Raw genomic sequence first — 21903 nt, 5'->3', positions numbered from 1 at the left:
CGTGACCGGTAAGGACGGTTAGAACCGTCCTTACCGCTCACGAGACGCGCCCCGGATCCGTGGCCTCCACCCCGAACACCCGCCCCAGCGCGATCACCGTCTCGTCGAGATGCCCGAAACTGGTCAGCACCGAACGCGCCCGCGGATCGTCGATCCGGTCCGCCACCGGCGTCCCGTCGTCCCGCACCAGCGTCCCGTGCCCCGAACCGCCGGGATCCCCGATCGCCTCCCGCAGCACGGCGATGTTCGCCCGGATCCGCCCGGTGTACAGCAGGAGCCGGTCCGCCTCGTTGAGCAGCAGGCCCGCCTGCGACCGCGCCGCGACGTGCCGGGCGCGGAAGGCGATCGTTTCCACCGTCGTGAGCACGTGCCAGCCGTAGTCACGGCGGCTGCTGAGGTTCACCGGATGCGTCAGAGGCTCGATAGTCGTGCGGACCTTGTCCACCGCCCGGTCCAGATCACGCGACTTCTCGATCACGCTCACGTTCTCCGCGCCGGACAACAGGCCCGCGGTCTTCTCGACGAACTCGTCCAGTTCCTCAAGCAACGCCGAGACGTCGTCGAGCATCACCGCGCGCGTGCGCACCGGCACGATCACCACCGCCGCCAGCACCCCGGCCGCCGCGCCGACGGCGGTCTCCGCGACCCGGATCCACAGCACCTCGAGGCTGAACGTCCCCAGCAGGCTGTACAGCAGCCCGAGCATGCTGGTGATGAAGAACGCCATGATCACCTGCGACACCCGCGCCATGTAGACCATGCCGAACACGCACACCAGGATCAGCGCCAGCGTCGCCGGCACACTGCCCGACACCAGCAGCGTCAGCACCAGCCCGCCCACGATCCCGATCAGCGTGCCGCCGATCCGCCGGACCCCCTTGACGAACGTCGCCCCCGCGGTCGACGAGCCGATGAACACCACGAACACGGTCAGCACCGCCCAGTACCACCGCTGGCTCGACACCAGTTCCCCGCCGAGCACAGCGAGCCCGCCGCCCACCACGGCCTGGATGGCGCTGCGTGTCTGGTTGTCGTAGGCGAACGCCGACGACTTCTCCTCCTCGGGGTCTTCGGGATCGTCGACGGCATCGGAGACGTCGTGCTCGGCGACCCGCTGCGCGCGGACGTCGGCCAGCGCGAGTTCGGCGAGCGCGCGCCGGACGCCGTCACCGGGCGCGGCGTGCTCGTCGATCCGGCTGCCTTCCACCAGCATCTTGCTGAACTCTTCGGTCTCGCTGATCAGCGGCAGCTCCCGCGGGTCACGCTCGATCAGCGACCGGAACCGCCGCATCCGCGCGATCAGATCGTCGCGGACGTCGTCGTCGAGATCCTCCGCGCAGGTGCGCTGCACCGTGATGGTCAGCCACTGCACCGCCAGCTCGACCTCGATCGCCCGGCGGCGTAGCCGGTTCACCGAATCCGCGCCGGTCACCTCCGGCGCCGTGTCCTCGATGAGCAGCACCGACTCGTGCATCCGGGCGTTCGTCGTGCGGAGCCGCTTGCGGGTGCGCTCACTGCCGCCGACCGCCAGGTGGTCCTCCGCCGCACGCACCACGGCGGCGAGCCGGGCCCGGAACGCGCGCCGGATCCGCAGGAATTCGGCGTCGGTATGCCGTCGCAGCAGCACGAACCGGACCACCGCGTTGGCCGCGATCCCGATGGTCAACGCCAGCAGCAGCACCGGGACCTGCTTCAAATGCGTCTGCAGGAACATCGCGAAGAAGAACAGGAAGAACGACAGCGAACCCAGCGCGATCCCGCGCGAGCCGAATCGCTGCGCGTAGACCGCGACGAAGATCAGCAACACGAACACGATGCTGTCCAGCGGCGGCACCGCCGAACCCACACTCGCCGCGGTGAGCGACGCCGCGCCGAGCACCAGTCCCAACGCCAGGGTCACCGCCTGCTGTCCCGGGGTCTCGTCGTTGACGGTGAAGGCGGACGTCATCGCGGCGATCGCGGCGACGAGGACGACCGTGAGCGGCTGATGGAACGGCAGGATCGCCAGCACCGCGACCACGATGCTGAGCACGGCCGAGAAACCGAGCCGGAGCCGGACCAGGCCGGGATCGGAGGCGACCAGACGGTCGGTCGTGGCCTGGGTGATGCGGGAGATCATCGGGCGAGCAGCTCTCCTTGGGCGAGGGTGACCCGCCGGGCGGTGGACGAGGTGACGCGAAGACGGTATCGGGCGTGCTTCACCGGCCCGGCGAGGGCGAACGGCCGCGTCTGACGGCGCCAGCGGAACTTTTCGCCCTCGCGCTGGTCCAGCAGCGTCCAGTGCTCGCCGTCGTCGGAGCCCTCCAGCACCCACGACCGCGGATCACCCCGCCGGCTTCCCGAGGTCAGCGTGTACATCACGACCTCGCGCGAGGCGTCCTCGACGGGGAACTCGATGACGGGTTCGCGCCCGGGGAAGGTGATCTCGGTCTTGGTGGTGTCGTCGAACAGGGGGCCGTCGGTCACCGTGATGTCGGTGAGCGGGCTCGGCGCGGCGGGCTCGGCGGGGGAGCGGCCCCACTCCGACGGCTGCTCACCCATCGTGAACTTCAGCACCGCGCCCTCGGCCAGTACGGAATGTGCGAGCGTGCCGCTGTCGTGCGGTTGCCCGTCGATCGTCAGCTCCTGGACGTACACGGTGTCCTCCGTGTTGCCGGGCGCCTCGATGACCAGGTCTTTCCCGTTCTCCAGGTGGACGGTCGCCTTCGTGAACAGCGGCGAGCCGATCACGTACTCGGGGCTGCCCATCGCCAGCGGATAGAACCCGAGCGCGGCGAACACGTACCAAGCGGACATCTCGCCGTTGTCCTCGTCGCCCGGATAACCCTGGCCGAGGTCGCTCCCGACGTAGAGGCGCCGCAGGATCTCCCGCACGATCCGCTGCGTCTTCGACGGCGCGCCCGCGTGGTGATAGATCCAGGGAATGTGGTGCGACGGCTGGTTGGAATGCCCGTACTGTCCCATCCGGACGTCGCGGGCCTCCGTCATCTCGTGAATCAGCCCGCCGTAGGAACCCGGTTTGCGGCCGGTCTCCGGGGTCGCGAAGAAGGTGTCTAGTTTGGACTCCAGTGCTTCGGTGCCGCCGTGCAGCGCGGCGAGCCCGGCGCCGTCGTGGGGGACGGAAAACGCGGTGTTCCAGGAGTTCGTCTCGGTGAAGTCGCCGCCCCACGCCTCGGGGTCGTAACCCGCGGCGCCGAAATGCCGGCTCCCGTCACGGTTGCGGCCCTGGAAGAACCCGATCAAGTGGTCGAAGTGGTTCGCGTACTGCTGCGAGCGCTGCCGGAAGTACGCGGCGTCGTCGCTCCGTCCGAGCGCTTCGGCGAAGTTGGCGAGGCCGAAGTCGTTGACGCAGCCCTCCAGCGCCCACGACAGGCCTTCGTGGACCGACGTCGGCGTGAACCCGAGGAAGATCGACTCGTGCAGCCCCTTCCGGCCGACGCTCTGGCCGCCCGGTGTCACGGTCGCGTTCTTCAGCGCCGCTTCATAGGCGGCCTCGACATCGAAACCGCGCACACCCTTGAGGTACGCGTCGGCGAACGCCACGTCGGAACTGGTGCCGGTCATGAGGTTGGCGTAGCCGGGGGAGGACCAGCGCGAGATCCAGCCGCCCTCGCGGTACTGCTGGACGAACCCGTCGATCATCCGCCCGCACCGGGCGGGCGTGAGCAGGGCGTACGCGGGCCACGTGGTGCGGTAGGTGTCCCAGAAGCCGTTGTTTACGTACATCTCGCCGTCCACGACCTTCGCGCCGGTCCTGGTGCGTGAGCTGGGCCAGAGGCGGCGGATGACCGGGCTCGCGTGACGGACGCCCTTCGGCGTGTCCTCGTGCGCGGAGTTCGGATAGAGGAAGAGCCGGTAGAGGTTGGAGTAGAACGTCGTGCGCTGGTCCTCGGTCGCGCCCTCGATCTCCACCCGGTCCAGCACCTCGGACCACCGCGCACGGGCCTGGTCACGGACCTGCTCGAAGCTCGTGCCTGCCGGGATCTCCTGGTCGAGGTTCCGCTTCGCCTGCGCGAGGCTGATCAGCGACGTCGCGATCCGCATCGTCACCTCGCCCGCCGCGAACTCCAGGAACCCGGTCACCGTGCGCCACACCGGACGCCGGATCCTCCCGCCGCGTTCGGCCGGGACGTCGAACTCGGCGTACACGAACATCCGCCGCGCCCCGGCCGACAACCGGCTGCGGACCCAGGTGTGCCCGGTGACCACGCCGTTCGCCGCGTCCAGGCGCAGGCCACCACGGTTGCGGGCGTTGTCGAACAGCAGCCAGCCGCGATCACCCGGGAAGGTGAAACGGAACAGCGCCGCGTGATCCGCCGGGGCGATGTCGGTGGTGACACCGTTGGCGAACCGGACACCGTAGTGATGCGGCCGGTCGATCTCGTCGTCGTGGGAGAACGCGAGCGCGCGGCGGGACCGGTCGGCCTCCACCTCTCCGATGCCCGGCATCACCTGGAAGGTGTGCCGGTCGCCCATCCACGGGCTCGGCTGATGCGACAGCGCGAACGCCTGCAGCGCCGGCCGGTTCGCGGCGTCGTTGTGCCGGTGGTAGCTGTAGATCCAGTTGGTGGCGCTCGCGTCGGTGACCGGGGTCCAGAAGTTAAAGCCGTGCGGAATCGCCGTCGCGGGGAAGTTGTTGCCCCGCGAGAACTTGTCACTGGAATGCGTGCCGCGGGTGGTGCGGACGTGGTCGACGGGATCGCGGCTCTCGATCGTGCGCTCGGTGAGCCGGACGTCGTCCACCCAGCCCGCGCTCTCACCGTCCGGCGGTTCGCTGACCAGGACGATCCGGGTGATCCGCCGTCCGGCGAACTCACCCAGCCGCCGGCGCACGAGATTCCACTGGTCCACGTACAGCGTCTTGCCCAGCCCCTGCTCCGTGGCGCTGAACCCGGCCGACGTCCCGTCGCCGAACTCGACGTCCAGCGCCACGAAGGTGCTGCGATAGCCGGGCACGTCGGACTCGGCCTCGGGGAAGACCACATAGGACAGTTCGGTGTGGCCGGTGACCTCGACGTCCACTTCGAACAGCGTCGCGCGCAGCGTGTTCTCGTAGCGGAGCGCGTGCGCGCCCGTGAACCCGACGCCAGGCTTCGCCGTCGGCGACGAACGCGGCCCGGTACCGACGCGCAAGGCCGGATCCACCGGCTGCGGATCACCCGTTTCGAAGGAGGAGAAGAACCCGGTGATCGTCACCAGGCCACCGTAACTCCCACGCGTGCGCCCGGCTCGGTGTGTCGCATCCAGAGGACTAAACGCGTGAGGAGAGGAACTCCTCGAACGTGCCCACACCGGTCGCGTTCTCCGGGGCCAGGTTGCCGCCCGCCCGGAACGCCCTGGCCGCCTTGCCCGGCACCCACAGCGACAAGATCGGCTTCCGGCGCCCCACCGAACGCTGATACGCCTCCGCCAGGTCACGCGCGGTCCGCACCTCCGGACCGCCCATGTCCGGCACCCGCCCCGACGGCTCACCGGACGCCAGCGCGACCAGCCGGTCCGCGACATCGCCGGTGCTGACCGGCTGGAACCGGAAGCCCGAGGGCATGATCGTCACCGGCAGCCGCCGCTGCGCCGACGACGCCCGTGCGACGAGTTCGTGGAACTGTGTCGCGCGCAGCACCGTCCACGGCAGACCGGACTCCTCGATCACCTTCTCCGAGGCCAGCTTCTCGTTGTAATAGAAGAATCGGATCACGTCGATACCGACGATCGAGATGTACACCACGTGCGGATTTCCCGCCCGCTTCGCGGCCTCGACCAGGTTCCGCGTCACCTGCTCGTCCCCGCGGCCCAGCGTCGACGCGCAATGGACGATCGCCGACACCCCGTCGACCGCTTCGGCGAGACCGTCACCGGTCTTCAGGTCACACCGCGCCCACTCGTGCCGCTCGTCCGCGGGCCGAGGCCGCCTGCTCATGATGCGGACCCGCCGCCCTTCGGCCGCCAGCCGCCCCACCACCTCACGGCCGAGGTCGCCGGTCCCACCGGTCACCAGAATCGGGTTCGTCACCTTGGTCCTCCGTTCACGAGAGCTTCCACCCTCAAGAACCAGCGGGCCACCCGGAACGTGACAGCTGTCCCGACAGGAACGCGAGCTTGTCCGGATTCCCGACCGCGCGCAGCCCGCGGATCCGGCCATCCACCACCTCGAACCCGAGGATGCCGAACAGCACGTCACCGGCCGTCGCGACCACCGCCGGGCCGCCGTTGACCTCCAGGATCTCGATCGACACCTGGCCGGCACCGGCGAACATCCCGGCGTACAGCCGCGCTACCTTGGCGGCGCCGTGCACCGGACGCCGCGCCGCGGTGACCTTGCCGCCACCGTCCGACCACGCTGTCACGTCGGCGGCGAGCAGACTCTCCAAAGCGGGCAAATCGCCGTCCCGCGCCGCGGACAGGAAGCTCTCGACCAGCTTCTCGTGCTGTCGCGGGTTCGAAACCCGTCGCTCATCCGAGCGGTCCAGCGCCTTTCGCGCACGGCTGTGCAGCTGGCGCGAGTTGACCTCGGAGACGTCGAGGATCCCGGCGATCTCCCGATGGCTGTAGGCGAAGGCCTCCTTCAGCACGAAAACCGCGCGCTCCACCGGGCTGAGCTGCTCCAGCAACACCAGCATCGCCAGCGACACCGAATCCCGCTGCTCCGCCGTCTCCAAGGGACCGAGCACATCGGTCGAGGTCAGAACCGGCTCGGGCAGCCACGGCCCGACGTACCGCTCGCGCTGCACCCTGGCCGACGTCAGCCGGTTCAGGCAGAGATTGGTGACCACCTTCGCCAGCCACGCCCGCGGTGACGCGATCGACTCGCGATCGGCGCCCGCCCACTTCGGGTAGGCGTCCTGCACGGCGTCTTCCGCCTCCGCCGCCGAACCGAGCAGGCGATACGCGAGCCCGAACATGGCGGGCCGCAGCCGCTCGAATTCCGTGGCGCTGTCCATCGTCCCCTACGAATCCCTCTTGAATCCACTGTGGACACCATCCTGCCGGGGGTACCGCTCACCGGGATTGCGGTACCTGATCGGCGCTGACGTCCGCTGTGACTGTATCGGTACGAATGGAACGTCTGCGTCACCACCGAGAGAGGGGTCTGGAGTGACGTCACGTTCGTCGCGTTCGCGTGCCTCGCTGTGCGCCGCGACCGCCATCACCGTATTAGCGCTGGTCACGGCGCCCCAAGCCGGTGCGGCACCGGCACCGGGCGCCGTGCACACCACACCGGACAGATCCGGGAAGGACGTCGATGTCCGTGACACGGCGAGAACCAGTCCGCGCGTGCTGGCCGCGCACGACCGGCTCGCGGCGTCGCGGGCGAACTCCGTGGCGACCGCGCGGGCGGAACTGGGCAATCAGGCCCTGCTCGATTTCGACGAGTTGACCGGCACGCCCCGGGTGCTGGCCCGCACCGACGGTTTCCTCACCGGACCGAGTGGAAAGTCACCCCGTGACGTTGTGCTGGGCTACCTGCGGGACAAGGAAGGCCTCGTCGGTCTCAGCGCCGCCGACACCGCGAAACTGAACCTGCGCAAGGATTACGTCGACGTCGAAGGTACGCATCATCTGTCCTTCACCCAGGCCGTAGGCGGGGTTCCGGTGTTCGGCAACGGGTTGAAGGCACACGTCACCAAGGACGGCAGGCTGATCCAGCTGGACGGCGCGCCCGTGCGCGACCTTCCCGCGTCGCTCGGCGCGGCGACCCTGGCCGCACCCGGCCCCGACTCGAAGCAGGTCGCGTTCCTGACCGGCGACGGCATCCGTCCCGCCTGGTACACGCTGGCCAAACCCGCCGTGGACCAGATGTTCCAGGAAGTGACCGACGCCGGCACCGGGAAACTGCTCTACCGCAAGAACCTGGTGAACCACGCCAATGATGTTGACGACGCTGCTGGTGCCAAGGGCCTCGCCTGGGAGGCTCAGCCCGGCCCGCAGAAGCAGGTCGACCTGAGCCGGAAGGGCTGGCTGCCCGCCGACGCCAAGACACTGGACGGCAACGTCGCGCACGTCGCCGCCGACGTCAACGGCGACCAGAAGTTCCAGCCGCAGGAAGAGATCGGCCGGAACACCGACGGAACCTTCCGCTACAAGTTCACCGACTTCAACGCCGTCGTCGGCCCGCCGTGCTCGACGGCAAGGCCCTGCTCTTGGGACCCGAAAACGCCTGGTTCGTGGGCGAAGAACCGCGAACAGAACGCCGTGCAGGCCCTGGCCTACGTCGGCAGCTTCCACGACCACCTCGCCTCCTTCCCGATCGGTTTCACCCGTGAGGCGGGCAACTTCGAGAAGGTCGACGGCGACGCGATCCAGGTCCACACCCTGCTCGGCGCGCAGACGCCGGGCTACTACAACAACGCGTTCATGGGTACCCCGCCGGACGGTCAAGCGCCGACGATGGGGATGTTCCTGTTCCGCGACCCGAGGGATCCGACCGATCCGTTCCTCGCGGCGAACTCCGCGGACGACGCCACGATCATCCACCACGAGTACACCCACGGCCTGTCCAACCGGCTCGTCGTCGACGCACAGGGCAACTCCACCCTGAGCTCCCTGCAGTCCGGCTCGATGGGCGAGGCCTGGAGCGACTGGTACGCCTTCGATTACCTCGTCGGGCGTAACGCGATCAAGGACACCTCGGCACCCGGTGAACTCCTCGGCGGCGATTACGTCAGCAACGGTGTCCCTCTCGCCCGCACCCAGCCGCTGGACTGCCCGGTCGGCGCCGGTGCGCCGCAGTGCCCCGGCACGCCCGGAGCCGGTCCCGGCGGTTACACCTACGGCGACCTCGGCCGGATCATCGGCTTCCCGGAGGTCCACGCCGACGGTGAGATCTGGGCGAGCACGCTGTGGGACCTCCGCTCGGCGCTCGGGGTGCAGCTGACGCGAGCGCTGGTCACCCGCGCGATGGAGCTCTCGCCCGCGGCGCCGTCGTTCCTCGACATGCGGAACGCGATCCTGCAGGCCGACACGGTGATCAACGGCGGCCGCGCGCACGCCAAACTGTGGAAGGCCTTCGCCGCCCGTGGCATGGGCTACTTCGCCGCGTCGATCACCGGCGCCGACACCGCGCCCGCCGAGGACTTCTCCAACCCGCCGCCCGCCGGCACCCCGACCGGGACCGTGACCGGCAAGGTCACCGACTCCGAAAGCGGCACCCCGATCGCGGACGTCGCGATCCGGTTCAGCGGGCACGACTCCGGTTTCGCCGGTTCGCTGTCCGCGGTCACCGACGCCGCGGGCGGTTACACCATCCCCGGCGTGCTTCCCGGCACCTACCCGAAGGTCTACGCCTCCGGAGGCGGTGCGGACAGCGAGACCCGCGCGGTCTCGGTGCGGTCGGGAACCACCAAGGTCGACTGGGCGCTGCGGTTCAACTGGGCGTCCCGCGACGCGGGCGCCGGCGTCACCGCGTTCAACGGCGAGGACTTCACCCCGTACGGCTGTGGCCCCGGCGACCTCGCAGCCTCGTCGGCGCTCGGCGGTGGCGGCTGGTCGACCGACAAGGTCGTCGGCCCCGACGGCAAGATCGAGACGCGCTTCGTCACGCTCAAGCTGGGCAAGCCGGTCAACGTCAGCGCCATCGAAATCGACCCGGCCAACGTCTGCGGCGACGACCCGCCCGCCGCGGCCAAGGACGTCACGGTCGAGACCTCGGTGGACGGCACGACCTGGGTGAAGGCCGGCACAGGCGACTTCAAGCCCGCCGACCTGAACAAGCTGACCGCGCTCCAGCTCGCGCCGGGCAGCGCGACCGGCGTGCGGTTCGTGCGGCTGACCGTTTCGTCCAACCAGCTGTCGTTCTATCCGGACAGGCCCTGCTCGCCGCAGCCGACGACGGCCGGGTGCCTGTATATGGACGTGCAGAAACTGGCGGTGCGGGGCGCCGCCGCCTGACGGCCTCACGTGATCGAAGGCGTAACTCGCGTGATTGAGGGCGGAACTCGCGTGATCAGGGGCGGAACACCGAGTTCCGCATCCAGTCACGCGAGTTACGTCCCTGATCACGCGAGTCACGCCTTCAATCACGCCGCGCCTGTCTGCCCAAGTCCGTGAAGGCCTCCTTGCCTACCTTGAAGGTAGGGAAGGAGGCCTTCACGGACTTCCGACCAGTAAGTGCGTCGGCCCTAACCGTCCGTAACACTCACGAGTGCAGTAAGCTGGAGCCATCGGGGTAGAAACGTGCTCCTCGCCGAGCACGCGCATACGCGGTATCGAATGAACCGTCACTCCTTCTTTCCGAAGGAGTAGACCCCTTGCGTACCCCTGTTCTCGCCGAGAAGTGGCCCGCGCTGGCCGGGCTTTCGGCCGTGTTCCTGTTCGAGATGCTCGACAACTCGATCCTCAACGTCGCGCTTCCGACCATCGGCCGCGAACTCTCCGCCTCGACGACGACCCTGCAATGGGTCACCGGCGCGTATTCCGTCGTGTTCGGCGGCCTCATGCTCGCGTTCGGCGCGCTGGCCGACCGGGTGGGCAGGCGCAAGACCATGCTCACCGGTCTCGTCCTGCTCGGCATCGCGAGCCTGGCCACGATGTTCGTCACCGCCGCGTGGCAGCTCATCGCCGTCCGGGCGCTCATGGGTGTCGCGGCCGCGATGACGACGCCCGGTTCGCTCGCCCTCGCGTTCCGCCTGTTCGACGAAGACGTGCAACGCGTACGCGCGACCACGCTGATCTCGACGGTGGGCCTGATCGGTCTCGCCGTCGGCCCCACCGTCGGCGGGCTGGCACTCACCGTCGCGCCATGGCAGGCGCTGCTGCTGGTGAACGTGCCGGTCGCCGCGCTCGCGTTCCTCGGCATCCGGACCGGTATCCCCGCCGACGATCCCGCCGGCCTGCACCGCGAACCGATCGACGTCGCGGGAGCCCTCCTGGCAACCGCGACGATCGTTCTCGCCCTGCTCGCCCCCACGTTCTTCGTCGAAGCCGGCACCGCCTCGCCGCTGCCCTGGGGTGCCGCCGCGGCCGCCCTCGTCGCCGGAGGCTGTTTCGTCCTCCGCGAGAAGACCGCCCGGCACCCGCTGCTCGATCTGGCCCTCGTCGCCAGGCCGCTCGTGTCCAGCGGTCTGGCGATGAAGGCCGCGGCCGGATCGGCGACCGCCGGGCTGAGCTACCTCGTGACGCTGCACCTCCAGTTCGGCCTCGGCTGGGCGCCAGCCCAAGCGGCGCTTGGGATGCTGCCCCAGGTCGTCGTCCTCATCGCCGGCGGCGCCCTCATCACCCCGCTGATCACCCGCGTCGGTCTCACCAAGGCCGCTTGGCTCAGCGCCGCCGCCGTCGTGTGCGGACTCGCGGTCTACACCGTGTTCGGCGGGTTCGGTTACGTCTGGATCGCCGTCGCGCTCGCCCTGGTCGCGGCGGGGATGCGGGTGGTCGGCGTCGTCGCGGGCACCAACGTCATGCGGGGCCTGCCCGCGAACCGGACCACCATCGGAGCCGCGCTCGTCGACACCTCCGGCGAGGTCACCACCGGGATCGGGATCGCGCTGAGCGGCACCGTCCTCGCCCTCGCTTTCCCCGAAGCCCTGACCGCGGCCCTGCACTCGGCCGACTTCCTGACGGCGACCACCTACGCGGGTCTCGCTCTCACCGTGCTGTCCGCGGCACTGGTCGGGTTCGGCATCCTGCGCTCCTGAAGTACGTGAAGGCCCCCTTCACTGCGCTAGACGCAATGAAGGGGGCCTTCACGTACTTACCGGAGGACTACAACTTCGCGCACTGACCGGCGGCCGGGCCGCGGACGGTGTTCTGCAGGTCGTAATCCGTCGGAGCGGGGGAGTTGGCCGCGCACGCCAGGGGGCCGCCGATCGTGCTGGATGTCAGCACCGGTCCCTTGTTGCCCGTCAACGCCACCGGTCCGCCGATCTCGGTCAGCTCGATCGAGACCGTCCCGGTCGTCCCGGTGATCGCCACCGGGCCGCCCACCTTCGTCCGGTCCAGCACCACCTGCGTCGCACCGTTCGCGGTCACCGGTCCGGAGATCGAGCCGCCGCGGACGATCAGGCTCGCACCCGCCGTGACCGACACCGGACCGGACACCGTCGCACCGTCCACACAGGTCACCCCGCTCTGCACGGTCAGCGGACCCTTGCGCTCGCCGGTGATCGTCTGGGCGCACGCCGCGTCGGGCTTGCCCAGCACCTCGAACTCCGAAAGCGACGCCTCGCCACCCGTGGTCGCCGTGACCTCGAGCCGGTAGTAGGCGTAGTGCGCCGGGTTCGCGATCTTGAACGCCCTGGTCTGCTGCCGCCACGTGAACTTCTGATCGGTCCGCTGATCCGCGACCGCCCAGTTCTTCCCGTCGTAGGAGCCCTTCAGCACCCAGCTCTTCGCGTCGCCAGCACCCTTGCCCGAAGTCAGCGTGTAGAACGAACCCGCCTCGTTCGTCGAGGGCACCTGGTACTGGATCGGCGCGGTGACCTTCGCCTCGGTCCGCGACGTGTTGTCGAAGAACGCCGCGTCCGCGCCGGCGACCGGCTTGGTCAGGTCGTGCACCGGCGTCGGCACCGCGTCGCCCTTGGTGATCGACTTCGGCGCGTCGTCCGGGCCGGTACCCCACGACGACGGGTTCGGACCCATGTCGAAGTCGAGCGTCCCACCGTTCGCGATCGCCGAATGTGCCAACGACGTCGAAGTCTGCGCCTTGCCGTTCACCTTCAGACCCTGCACGTAGACGTTCTTCGCACTGTTCTTCGGCGCGTTGACCACGATCTTCTTGCCGCCCGGCAGGTTAACGGTCGCCTTGGTGAACAGCGGCGAGCCGATCGCGTAGTCCGAGCTGCCGACCTGCAGCGGGTAGAACCCCAGCATGCCGAACAGCCACCAGGCCGACTGCTCACCGTTGTCCTCGTCACCGCCGTAGCCCTGGCCGAGCTCGCTGCCGACGTACAACCTCGCCAGCGCCTCGCGGACCTTTGCCTGCGTCTTCGACGGCTGACCCGCGTAGTCGTACATGTAGAGCGTGTGGTGCGCGGCCTGGTTCGAATGCGCGTACATGCCCATCCGCACGTCCCGGGCCTCGGTCATCTCGTGGATGACCCCGGGGTAGGTGCCGAATTTGAGCCCCTGCTCGGGTTTGGCGAAGAATTCGTCCAATTTGGACGCCAGCCCCGCCTTGCCGCCGAAGAGGTTCGCCAGACCCTGTCCGTCCTGCGGAACCGAGAACCGCATGCCGTACGCGTTGGTCTCGGTGTAGTCGATACCCCAGACCTCCGGGTCGAACTGCTCCTTGCTCCGGGTGAACTTGCCCGCCGCGTCACGGCCCTGGAAGAAGCCGACACTCGGGTCGAACACGTTCACGTACTGCGTGGCCCGCTCGGTGAAGTACCCGTAGTTGTCCAGGTACTCCTGTTTGCGCGGGTCGTTCGCCGGGGCCTCGTCGTAGAGCTTCTTCGACATGTTCGCGATGGCGTTGTCGTTGACGTAGCCCTCGATCGCCCACGAGAACCCGTGATCCGCGGTGTTCGGCGCGTACCCGAGGAATGTGCCCTCGTCGATGCCCTTCCGGCCGACCGCGCCGTTCGGCGGGGTCACGGTGGCGTTCTTGATCGCCGAGTCGTAGGCCGACTGGACGTCGAATCCCTTGACTCCCTTGAGATAGGCGTCCGCGAACGCGGCGTCCGAACTGGTCCCGGTCATCAGATCCGCGTAGCCGGGGGAGGACCAGCGCGAGATCCAGCCGCCGTCGCGGTACTGCTGCACGAAACCGTCGACGAGCTTGCCGGTGGTTTCCGGGCTGAGCAGCGAATACGCCGACCACACCGTGCGGTAGGTGTCCCAGAACCCGTTGTTGACGTAGAACTCGCCGTCGACCAGTTTCGCCCCGGTCTGGGTCGGGGTGTCCTGACCGGCCTTGGGCGACACCGGGCTCGCGTACTTCTTCACCGGCTTCTCGACCGTGCCGACGTTCTCGAAGCCCGAGTTCGGGTACAGGAACAGGCGGTAGAGGTTGGAGTACAGCGTGATCAGCTGGTCCTTCGAGGCGCCTTCGACCTCGACGACCTTCAGCTTCTGATCCCACGCGTTCTGCGCGGCGTCAGCGACGGACTCGAGAGTCGCGTTCGGTGCGAGCTCCTGTTCCATGTTCTTCTTCGCCTGGTCCGCGCTGATCAGCGACGTCGCGATCCGCATGTTCACCGTCTTGTCGGCACCCGCGTCGAACTTCAGGTAGCCGAGGACGTTGTCCCGCTTCTGGTCACCGGAACCGGTGGACAGCTTCGAACCGGCGGTCACCGGCTTGTCGAAGGTGGCGTAGACGAACATCCGGGTCGCACCGGCCGAAAGCCCGCTCTTGACGTCGCTGTAGCCGGTGATCGCCCGGCCCGCCGGGTCGAGGGTGAGCCCGCCGTTGTTGTTGACGTTGTCGAAGATCAGGTTCGAGTCCGCTCCGGGGAACCTGAAGCGGTACAGCGCGGCGTGATCGGTCGGCGCGACCTCGGCCTTGATCCCGTTCTCGAAATCGACGCCGTAGTAGTGCGCCCGCGCGGTCTCGTTGGAGTGCTTGAAGGGCAGTTTCCGCGCTTCACGGTCCGGGTTCGGCACACCGCTCGCGGTCGAGGGCAGGAACTGGAAGGTCTGCCGGTCGGCCATCCACGGGCTCGGCGCGTGGCTCGCGGAGAACGCCTGCAGCGCCGGGAGGTTCTGCTCGTTGTTGCGCGAGTGGTAGGAGTACATCCAGCTCAACGTGCCCGCGTCGGTCGTCGGGATCCAGAAGTTGAACCCGTGCGGGACCGCGGTGGCGGGCATGTTGTTGCCGCGCGAGAACGACCCGTTGGACAGCGAACCGCGCGTGGTCAGCACGTTGTCCGACGGGCGCAGGCTCGCCGGCGGCGTCGGAGTCGCCGACACCTTGATGTCGTCCAGCCAGCCCTGCAGCGAACTCGGACCGTCGGCGTTGTCGTAGCCGACCAGGATCCGGTCGATCGTCTTGCCCTTGGCGACCACGCCGATCTGCGAGCGCACCAGGTTCCACTGGTTGGTGTAGAGCACCTTGCTCGCACCCTGGCCCTGCGGGGAAAGACCGAAACCGTACTGGTCGACGGCGCCGAGCTGGCTCAGGTACGTGCCATCGGTGAACGCCAGGTCCACCGCGACGTTCGTGCTCGGGTACTTCAGATCGCCGCGGATGAACTCCGGCTGCACCTTGTACGACAGCTCCGAGGTCGCCGCCACCGGGATGTCGACGTCGAAGATCTTGTTGTACGACCAGCCGTGCCCCTGCGCCTTGTGGCTGCCGGAGTAGCGGAACGCGCGCAGGCCGGTGAACCCGACGCGGTTCTTGCTGGTGTAGCCGCTGCCGGGGCCGCTGTCGGTGAAGCTGCGCATGTTCGGCAGCGCCGGCGGGGCCGGGTCCTCGTTCGCCAGAAGCAGCTCCGAGAGCTGCATGATCGGGCCGCCGTTGTTCTTGGTGACGTCGAGCCGGAAGTACTTGTACGCGGCACTCGCGGCGGCGAGGCGGTACTCCTTCTTCTGGAACGGCTCGCTGAACTTCTGCCCGGTCTGCTTGTCCAGATCGGTCCAGGACTTCCCGTCCGCGGACCCCTGGAGCGTCCAGTCCTGCGGGTTGCGGTTGTCGAAGTCGTTCGCCGAGGACAGCGCGTACCGGGTGATCGACGTCGGCTCGGACAGCGTGACCTGCGCCCAGCCGGTCGGGGTCCAGGCCAGCCACTTGGTGTCGGTCGAACCGTCGACCAGGTTCGCCACGCCCTCGTTCGGGGTGTTCTCGCTGTTGGCGGAGACCTCGGTGACCTTGCCGCGGATGTCACCGGGGATGGTGGTGGCGCTCGCGCCGTCGACACCGAACGCCTTGGGCTTGCCGGACGGGTCGACGTCGACGGTGTCGCTCCACGTCGGCTCCGGCTCGTCTTGTTCGAAAGAGGAGTAGAAGTCCGGTGGGAGCTCTTCGGCCGAGGCGGTGGCCGGGAGGGCTACCAGCCCGGACGCCACCACCGTGGCACTCAGGAGGCTGCAGACCCAGGGTCTGACGCTTCGGGGCATCGTTGCACCAATGCTTTCTCGCAGGGGGACCGGTGACGCCAGGAGAGAAAAACTCGGTTGTGACATCGATGTCAAGACACTCGGACAAACCTGGCCCGAACTGGACAACCCGGATGCCGCGAAACTTGGTGGACAACCGACGGGCCCGGGGCCAGGGTGAAGGCACGACTGAAGCCGATCCGGGAAACTGGGGTGGGGACATGCGGCGGTTGTCCATGCTCGGCGTGGCAGCGCTCATCACGGCAGGCTCGATACTCACGGCACCGGCGGCCACCGCCGGCGAAACGACGTTCCGCCCGGTGCGCACGTGCGCCGAACTGGTGCGGACCTACGACGTTCCCGGCGCGACCACACACGTCGAGACGGCGACCGTCGTACCGGCGACGGCGACCGAACCGGAGAACTGCGACGCCCGCGGCTACGTGGAGCCGGCGGTGCGGTTCCAGCTGCGGTTGCCGACCAAGACCTACGCCGGCCGGTACCTGCAGTTCGGCTGCGGAGGCTTCTGCGGAGTGGTCACCACTCCGCCGTTCGCCGACTGCGGTCTCCCGCACGGCCGCGACGTCGCCGTCGCGGCCACCGACGACGGGCACGTCGGCAAGACCCCCGCGATCGTCGACGACGGCAAGTGGGCCGAGAACGACCAGGCCGCCCGCGACGACTTCGCGTTCCGTGCGCCGCACGTGGTCTCGAAGGCGTCCAAACGGCTGATCACGGCGTTCTACGGCGCTCCGCCGAAGAAGTCGTACTTCAGCGGCTGCTCCGACGGCGGCCGCGAGGCGCTGCTACTCGCGCAGCGCTATCCGCACGACTTCGACGGCATCATCGCGGGCGCACCGGCCGGATACTGGGGGCCGCTGCTCGGGGTGTACCAGACCTGGCTCGCCAAGGTGAACACCGGCGCCGACGGCAAGCCGATCCTGACCGCGGAGAAACTCCCGGCGTTGCACGCCGCCGCACTGTCCTCTTGCGACAAAGCCGACGGGCTCGGCGACGGCGCCATCGACGACCCTCGCACCTGCCGGTTCGACCCGGCCACGATCGCCTGCCCGCCGGGCACCGACAACCCCGGCTGCCTCACCCCGGCGCAGGTGAACGCCACGAAGAAGATCTACGCGCCGCCGACCGACGAACGCGGCCGCAAACTGTATCCGGGCGGCCAGACCGTCGGCTCCGAACTGTCCTGGTACGGCTGGATCATCCCGTCGCCGGAAACCGGCGGCATCCCGTTCGCGCACGCGCTCGCCGACAACTACCTGAAGTACATGGCGTACCCGATCGGCACGCCGCATTCGTCGGTCGAGAAGTTCGCCTTCGCCGCCCGCGAATTCGACCGGCTGACCCCGGAAGGCGTCCGCTCCAACGCGATGTCGACGGATCTGCGCGAATTCCGTCGTGCGGGCGGGAAACTCGTGATCTGGCACGGCTGGGCGGATCAGGCGATCCCGGCCGCGGGCAGCATCGACTACTACGAGCGGCTCACCCGTGCCAACGGCGGCCCGGCCGCGACGCGGGACTGGGCGCGGCTGTTCATGGTGCCCGCGCTGTACCACTGCGCGACGGGCGACAAGCTGACCGAGTACGACCCGCTGAAGGAGCTGGTCTCCTGGGTCGAGCGCGGCACCGCACCGGACCGGACGATCGCCACCGGCCGCGACGCCGACGGCAAGGTCTTCCGTACGCGGCCCGTGTTCCCGTATCCGCTGCAGGCGAAGTACGACGGCACCGGAAGCGTCGACGACGCCGCGAACTTCGTGCCCGTCCCGCCTTCGCGGCCTTCGCACGATCTCGTGAACTGGGCGGGGAACGGGTTGTACGGCAAGGCGGGGCCGGTCGCTCCCTAGCCGCGCCAAATGTCATGAAAGGGTCGTTCAGGACGGAAAACGTCCTGAACGACCCTTTCATGACATCCGGAAGCTACGAAAGGACGCCGTCCAGCAGCCGTACCCGCCGGTCCGCGATCCGGTGCACCTCGTCGTCGTGCGTCGCCACGATCACCGCGGCACCGTCCTCGGCACAGCGCCGCAACAGCCGCAGCACCCGCGGCGTGCTCCCCGCGTCCAGGTGCGCCGTCGGTTCGTCGGTGAGCAGGACCCGGGGCCGCCCGCTGACCGCCCTCGCCAGGGCGACCCGCTGCTGCTGCCCGAACGAGACCTCGAGCGGGTAGCGGTCGCCGAGGTCGCCGATCCCGAGTTCCTCCAGCAGTTCCGAAACCCGCGCGTGGATGTCCTTCGCGCTGGGCTTGGGGACGTCGGACCGGAGCCGCAGCGGCAGCGCCACGTTCTCCGCGATCGTCAGCTCGTTCGCCAGGCCCAGCGCCTGCGGCAGGACGGCGCAGGTGTGCCATGGCGGCGCGCCCGCTATCGGGACGCCGTCCAGGAGGACACTGCCGGAATCGGGCGAGTCGAAACCGCACAGCAGGGCCAGCAACGCGCTCTTGCCGGAGCCGGACCGGCCGGACACGGTGACCAGCTCACCCGCGGCCACCCGCAGTTCGAGCCCGCGCAGGACTTCGACGTCCCCGCTGGGATGGGGGAACCGGCGGCGTAACCCGACGGCCTCGAGGGCGGGTTCCGCCATCACGGCACGACCTCCCGTTCGTCGACCTTCTCCAGTCTGCCCTTGTGCATCCGTGCCACCCGGCTGCCGAGTTCGATGAGCCGGTCGTCGTGCGAGGCGACGATGACGGCGAAATCCTGACCCGCCAGGTACCTCAAGGTGTCGAGCACGCGGTCGGCCGAGGCTTCGTCCAACTGGGACGTCGGCTCGTCGGCGAGTACGACGGTCGAGCGGCGAGCGAGCGTGCAGCCGAACGCGAGACGCTGCTGCTGCCCGCCCGACAACGCGGAGATCCGCCAGTCGCCGGTGCCGCCGAGCCCCAGCTGATCGAGGATGTCGTCGGGAAGGCATTCGGTTCCGGCCGATTCCGCCGCCGCGCGGAGGTTGTCGGCGACGCTCAGATACCCGAGCAGGTTGTCGGTCGGGTTCTGGAACACCAGGCCGAGGTGGTGCCTCCGCAGCGCCCGCCGGTCACGATGCCGGAGTTTTCCGGTTTCGGTGCCCTGGAAGGAGATCGTGCCCCGTACGGGCTGCTCGAACAGGCCGAGTGTCCGCAGCAGGGTGGACTTCCCGGAGCCGGACGGCCCCGCCAGCACGGTGATCCCGCGTGCCGGGATGTCGATGGTGACGTCGTCGACGCCGGTCACGGTGCCCGCCGGCGTCTGGTAGTCGACGCCGATCCCGCGCAGCCGGAAGATCGGTTTCTCAGGCACGGATCAACTCCGCGGTCCGGGCGGTGCGCACCGAGCGCATCGCGATCCAGCCCGCCAGCGCCACGACGAGCACACCGACGGCGAGCACGGTCAGGGCGAGCGGGGTCGGGTCGGGCAGCGCCGACTGTGGCGGGAGGAACGTCGCCGGGTCGAAGCGCGGCACCGAAAGTCCCGCGACCGACACACCGCAGACGACGCCGATCACCACGGCGAGCCCGCTGAGCGCGCCCAGCTCCATCAGGTGGCTCGCCAGCAGGGCACGCGGCCGCATCCCCATCCGCAGCACCAGCGCCCCGGCCAGCGCGTTCTGGCGGCGGCGGACTTCGACCGCGACCAGCAGCGACAGCACCGCCACCACCCCGAGCACGGCACCGAGCAGGGCCATGAACGAGAACGTCCACGACACCACGTAGAACGGGAGCGCGTCGAGCGCGGACTCGCGGGTCACACGGTTGACCGCCGTCATCACCCCCACGGACGCCAGCGCCTCGGTCACCTGCGTCATCGACGAGCTGGACAGCAGGCTCCACTTGGGAACCGTGCGGAGCTGCGCCTCGGTGAACGAATCCCGGGAGACCACGTACCCGGCCTTGGTGCCGATGATCGGGAACATCGGCAGCTCGCCGACGGCCCTGGCTTCCCCGAGGCCGACCGGCAGCGTGGCTTTCTGGGCGGGATCGTTCCCGATCCGGATCGCCGGGACACCGGCGCCGGGGCTCGACAGCTCGCCGAGCAGCCGGTCGACCTCGGCTCCGTCGAGCGGGCCGAACGTGGCCGCGTGCCGGAACGTCCGCGGATCCACGACCAGCACGACGTTGCCCGCACCGGTCAGTTCGCCGACGATCGCGGTGCTGTCGGTGATCGAGGCGGGCAGCCCGACCTTGCCGGTGCCGACCACGCTTTCGGTGTCGACCCTGGTCTCGGCCCCGACGAAGATGGCGGACTTCGTCTGCAACGCCTCTTCCTGGCCACGCGCGATGCCGATCCCCGTGGCCAGCGTCCCGATTGCCAGCGTGCCGATCACGAGTACGCCGGTGACCGGGGCGCGGGCGCTGGCGAGCCGCCGGATGGCCAGCTGCAGCGCGGGCCGGGACCACAGCCGCGCGCGATGCGACGCGTGCAGCGCGAGCCAGGCCAGCCGGGCGGCAACGAGCCCGACGGTGAGCACGACGAACACCGGATACGTGAGCGCGAGCGGGTCGACCTGGGGGAGCGGGTTGCCGATCCGCGATCCCTTGCTGTAGTCGACGAGCCGGTTCCAGCCGAGCAGGGCGACAGCGGCGGTGAGCAGCTCCCACGGGAAGAAGGCCAGGACCTTCACCTTCTTGCGCCGTCCGGAGCGGACCCGGCCGAGTTCGAACTCCCGGTGAGTGCGGACGGAGATCACGCCGGCGAGCAGCGCGAGCGAGACGAGCAGGATCGCGGCCGCGACGAGCGACCCCCACAGTGTCGCCCCGTCGTTCAGTTCACCCGGTGGTCCGTACACGCCGAGCAACAGCCGGGCGAGCACCGCGCCCGCCGCGCCGCCCGCGACGATCGGGAGCCCGAGCTCGGCCACCGCGAGCAGCCCGAGGGCTCCCGGGCCGCTGCCGCGGGCCGAAAGCAGCCTGAGCTGCGGATGCCGCCGCTGGTACCACTGCAGGGCGACCGTGCCGATCCCGGCGCAGCCGACCAGGATGCTGATGGCCGCGAGCGGCAGGATCGAGATCAGGACGTTCGATTCCGCCTGGTTGCTGATCTCCACGGAACGCTCGAACGGCAGCGACCCGATGATCGCGTCGCCGAGGCCGCGCGAACCCAGGTCCGCCTTGACCGCGGCGATGAGCGCCTTCCCGCGTTCCTGGAGATCCTCGGCCTCGCCCACGGTCTTGGGCGGGGCGTCGTAGAACGACATGTGGAGCGTCTTGATCGTCGGGATGTTCAGCGCGCGGACCGTGTCGTCGAAGGTCTTGCCGTCGTTGGCGAACATGACCGAGTCGAGCGGGTCGTTGGCGAGCCTGCTGACGACGGCGTTCCGCTGTTGCGAGCACCACCAGCGCGGCGCGGGGTCGGGGAGATCGCGATACAGCCCGGTCACCGGCGGTATCGGGGTGCCCTTGATGCTCGGGGTGGTGCCGACCTTGATGTTCTCCGCCCCGGCCACGACGGTGCCGAGCACGAATCCGGCTCCCGTCGAGCCGCCCGCCACATCGAGATGGCCCTGAATCGCCTGATCACGATGAGCGAGGACGACCTTGTAGTTGGGGTCGCCGTTGAACTCGGTGCCGAACAGGTACGGCGTGTAGCGGGAGGTGACCGGCGTGGGGAAACCGTGTGCCGGCGCGTTGCGGCGGACCGAGTCGATCACCTGCGGAGCGACCGCGGCGGGGACGTTGTCCTTGCTGAACACGGGCCCGTAGTAGTCCGGGCACACGATGTCGGACTGATACGTGACGGCCGCGCCGCCCGCGGCCGAAGCCTGCAGGACGGCGGCCGTGCCCAGGAAACACGCCAGCAAGGCGGTCACCGCGGCGATGATCAAAGTCAGCGGACTGGTCAGCGCCGCCTTCGGAGCCGCTCGCCACGGCATTGTCACCCTGGGCCCGCCGGGAGCCCCCCACCTCACCCGCATGGATACGCACGCTACCGGTCGAGGCGCCCCGGC

Annotated in this window: 11 protein-coding genes; 3 read left to right on the top strand and 8 right to left on the bottom strand. The window is 69.1% G+C overall.

What is annotated here, in order from left to right:
- Window positions 1-37 precede the first annotated feature (37 nt).
- From AORI_RS61410 to AORI_RS61395, 4 genes are read right to left on the bottom strand one after another with little or no spacing between them, the layout of a single operon-like run.
- Window positions 38-2119: an FUSC family protein gene (locus AORI_RS61410; RefSeq protein ID WP_016334428.1), complete on the bottom strand. Its 2082-nt coding sequence runs from the start codon at window positions 2117-2119 to the stop codon at window positions 38-40.
- Window positions 2116-5196 carry a GH92 family glycosyl hydrolase gene (locus AORI_RS61405; protein ID WP_016334427.1) on the bottom strand — a complete coding sequence of 1027 codons (3081 nt, stop codon included), beginning with the start codon at window positions 5194-5196 and terminating at the stop codon, window positions 2116-2118. Before AORI_RS61405 ends, AORI_RS61410 begins: the two co-directional genes overlap by 4 nt.
- A gap of 55 nt (window positions 5197-5251) precedes the next feature.
- On the bottom strand, window positions 5252-6010 hold the full coding sequence (locus AORI_RS61400) for an SDR family oxidoreductase (protein ID WP_016334426.1): 759 nt from the start codon (window positions 6008-6010) through the stop codon (window positions 5252-5254).
- Between the two features lie 31 nt (window positions 6011-6041).
- On the bottom strand, window positions 6042-6938 hold the full coding sequence (locus AORI_RS61395) for an RNA polymerase sigma-70 factor (RefSeq protein ID WP_016334425.1): 897 nt from the start codon (window positions 6936-6938) through the stop codon (window positions 6042-6044).
- Window positions 6939-7092: 154 nt separating this feature from the next.
- Here AORI_RS61395 and AORI_RS61390 point away from each other — a divergent pair, with 154 nt between their 5' ends.
- Both AORI_RS61390 and AORI_RS61385 read left to right on the top strand, forming a co-directional pair.
- On the top strand, window positions 7093-9885 hold the full coding sequence (locus tag AORI_RS61390; RefSeq protein WP_016334424.1) for a M36 family metallopeptidase: 2793 nt from the start codon (window positions 7093-7095) through the stop codon (window positions 9883-9885).
- A gap of 359 nt (window positions 9886-10244) precedes the next feature.
- Complete coding sequence (locus AORI_RS61385; protein ID WP_016334423.1) at window positions 10245-11627, top strand: MFS transporter; 1383 nt, start codon at window positions 10245-10247, stop codon at window positions 11625-11627.
- A 67-nt stretch (window positions 11628-11694) separates the two neighbouring features.
- On the opposite strand, the gene AORI_RS61380 is transcribed toward AORI_RS61385, so the two are convergent.
- Window positions 11695-15987, bottom strand: a complete 4293-nt coding sequence (locus tag AORI_RS61380) for a GH92 family glycosyl hydrolase (protein WP_043848129.1) — start codon at window positions 15985-15987, stop codon at window positions 11695-11697.
- Between the two features lie 200 nt (window positions 15988-16187).
- Here AORI_RS61380 and AORI_RS61375 point away from each other — a divergent pair, with 200 nt between their 5' ends.
- A complete protein-coding gene (locus AORI_RS61375; protein ID WP_043848128.1) occupies window positions 16188-17831 on the top strand; it encodes a tannase/feruloyl esterase family alpha/beta hydrolase in 1644 nt (547 codons plus the stop codon).
- 73 nt (window positions 17832-17904) lie between these two features.
- Here the strand turns inward: AORI_RS61375 and AORI_RS61370 are convergent, their stop codons facing one another.
- From AORI_RS61370 to AORI_RS61360, 3 genes are read right to left on the bottom strand one after another with little or no spacing between them, the layout of a single operon-like run.
- Window positions 17905-18567 (bottom strand): ABC transporter ATP-binding protein, encoded by a 663-nt coding sequence (locus AORI_RS61370; RefSeq protein ID WP_016334420.1) that lies wholly within the window; start codon window positions 18565-18567, stop codon window positions 17905-17907.
- Window positions 18567-19259, bottom strand: a complete 693-nt coding sequence (locus AORI_RS61365) for an ABC transporter ATP-binding protein (RefSeq protein WP_016334419.1) — start codon at window positions 19257-19259, stop codon at window positions 18567-18569. The genes AORI_RS61370 and AORI_RS61365 overlap by 1 nt, the downstream gene beginning before the upstream one ends.
- Window positions 19252-21828, bottom strand: coding sequence for an FtsX-like permease family protein (locus tag AORI_RS61360; RefSeq protein ID WP_016334418.1), 2577 nt, complete (start codon window positions 21826-21828; stop codon window positions 19252-19254). The genes AORI_RS61365 and AORI_RS61360 overlap by 8 nt, the downstream gene beginning before the upstream one ends.
- Window positions 21829-21903 lie beyond the last annotated feature (75 nt).

The sequence above is a fragment of the Amycolatopsis keratiniphila genome, from assembly GCF_000400635.2.
GTDB lineage: Bacteria > Actinomycetota > Actinomycetes > Mycobacteriales > Pseudonocardiaceae > Amycolatopsis > Amycolatopsis keratiniphila.
Note: the sequence above shows the minus strand (reverse complement) of the source record. Positions and strands in the feature narration are given on the sequence as shown.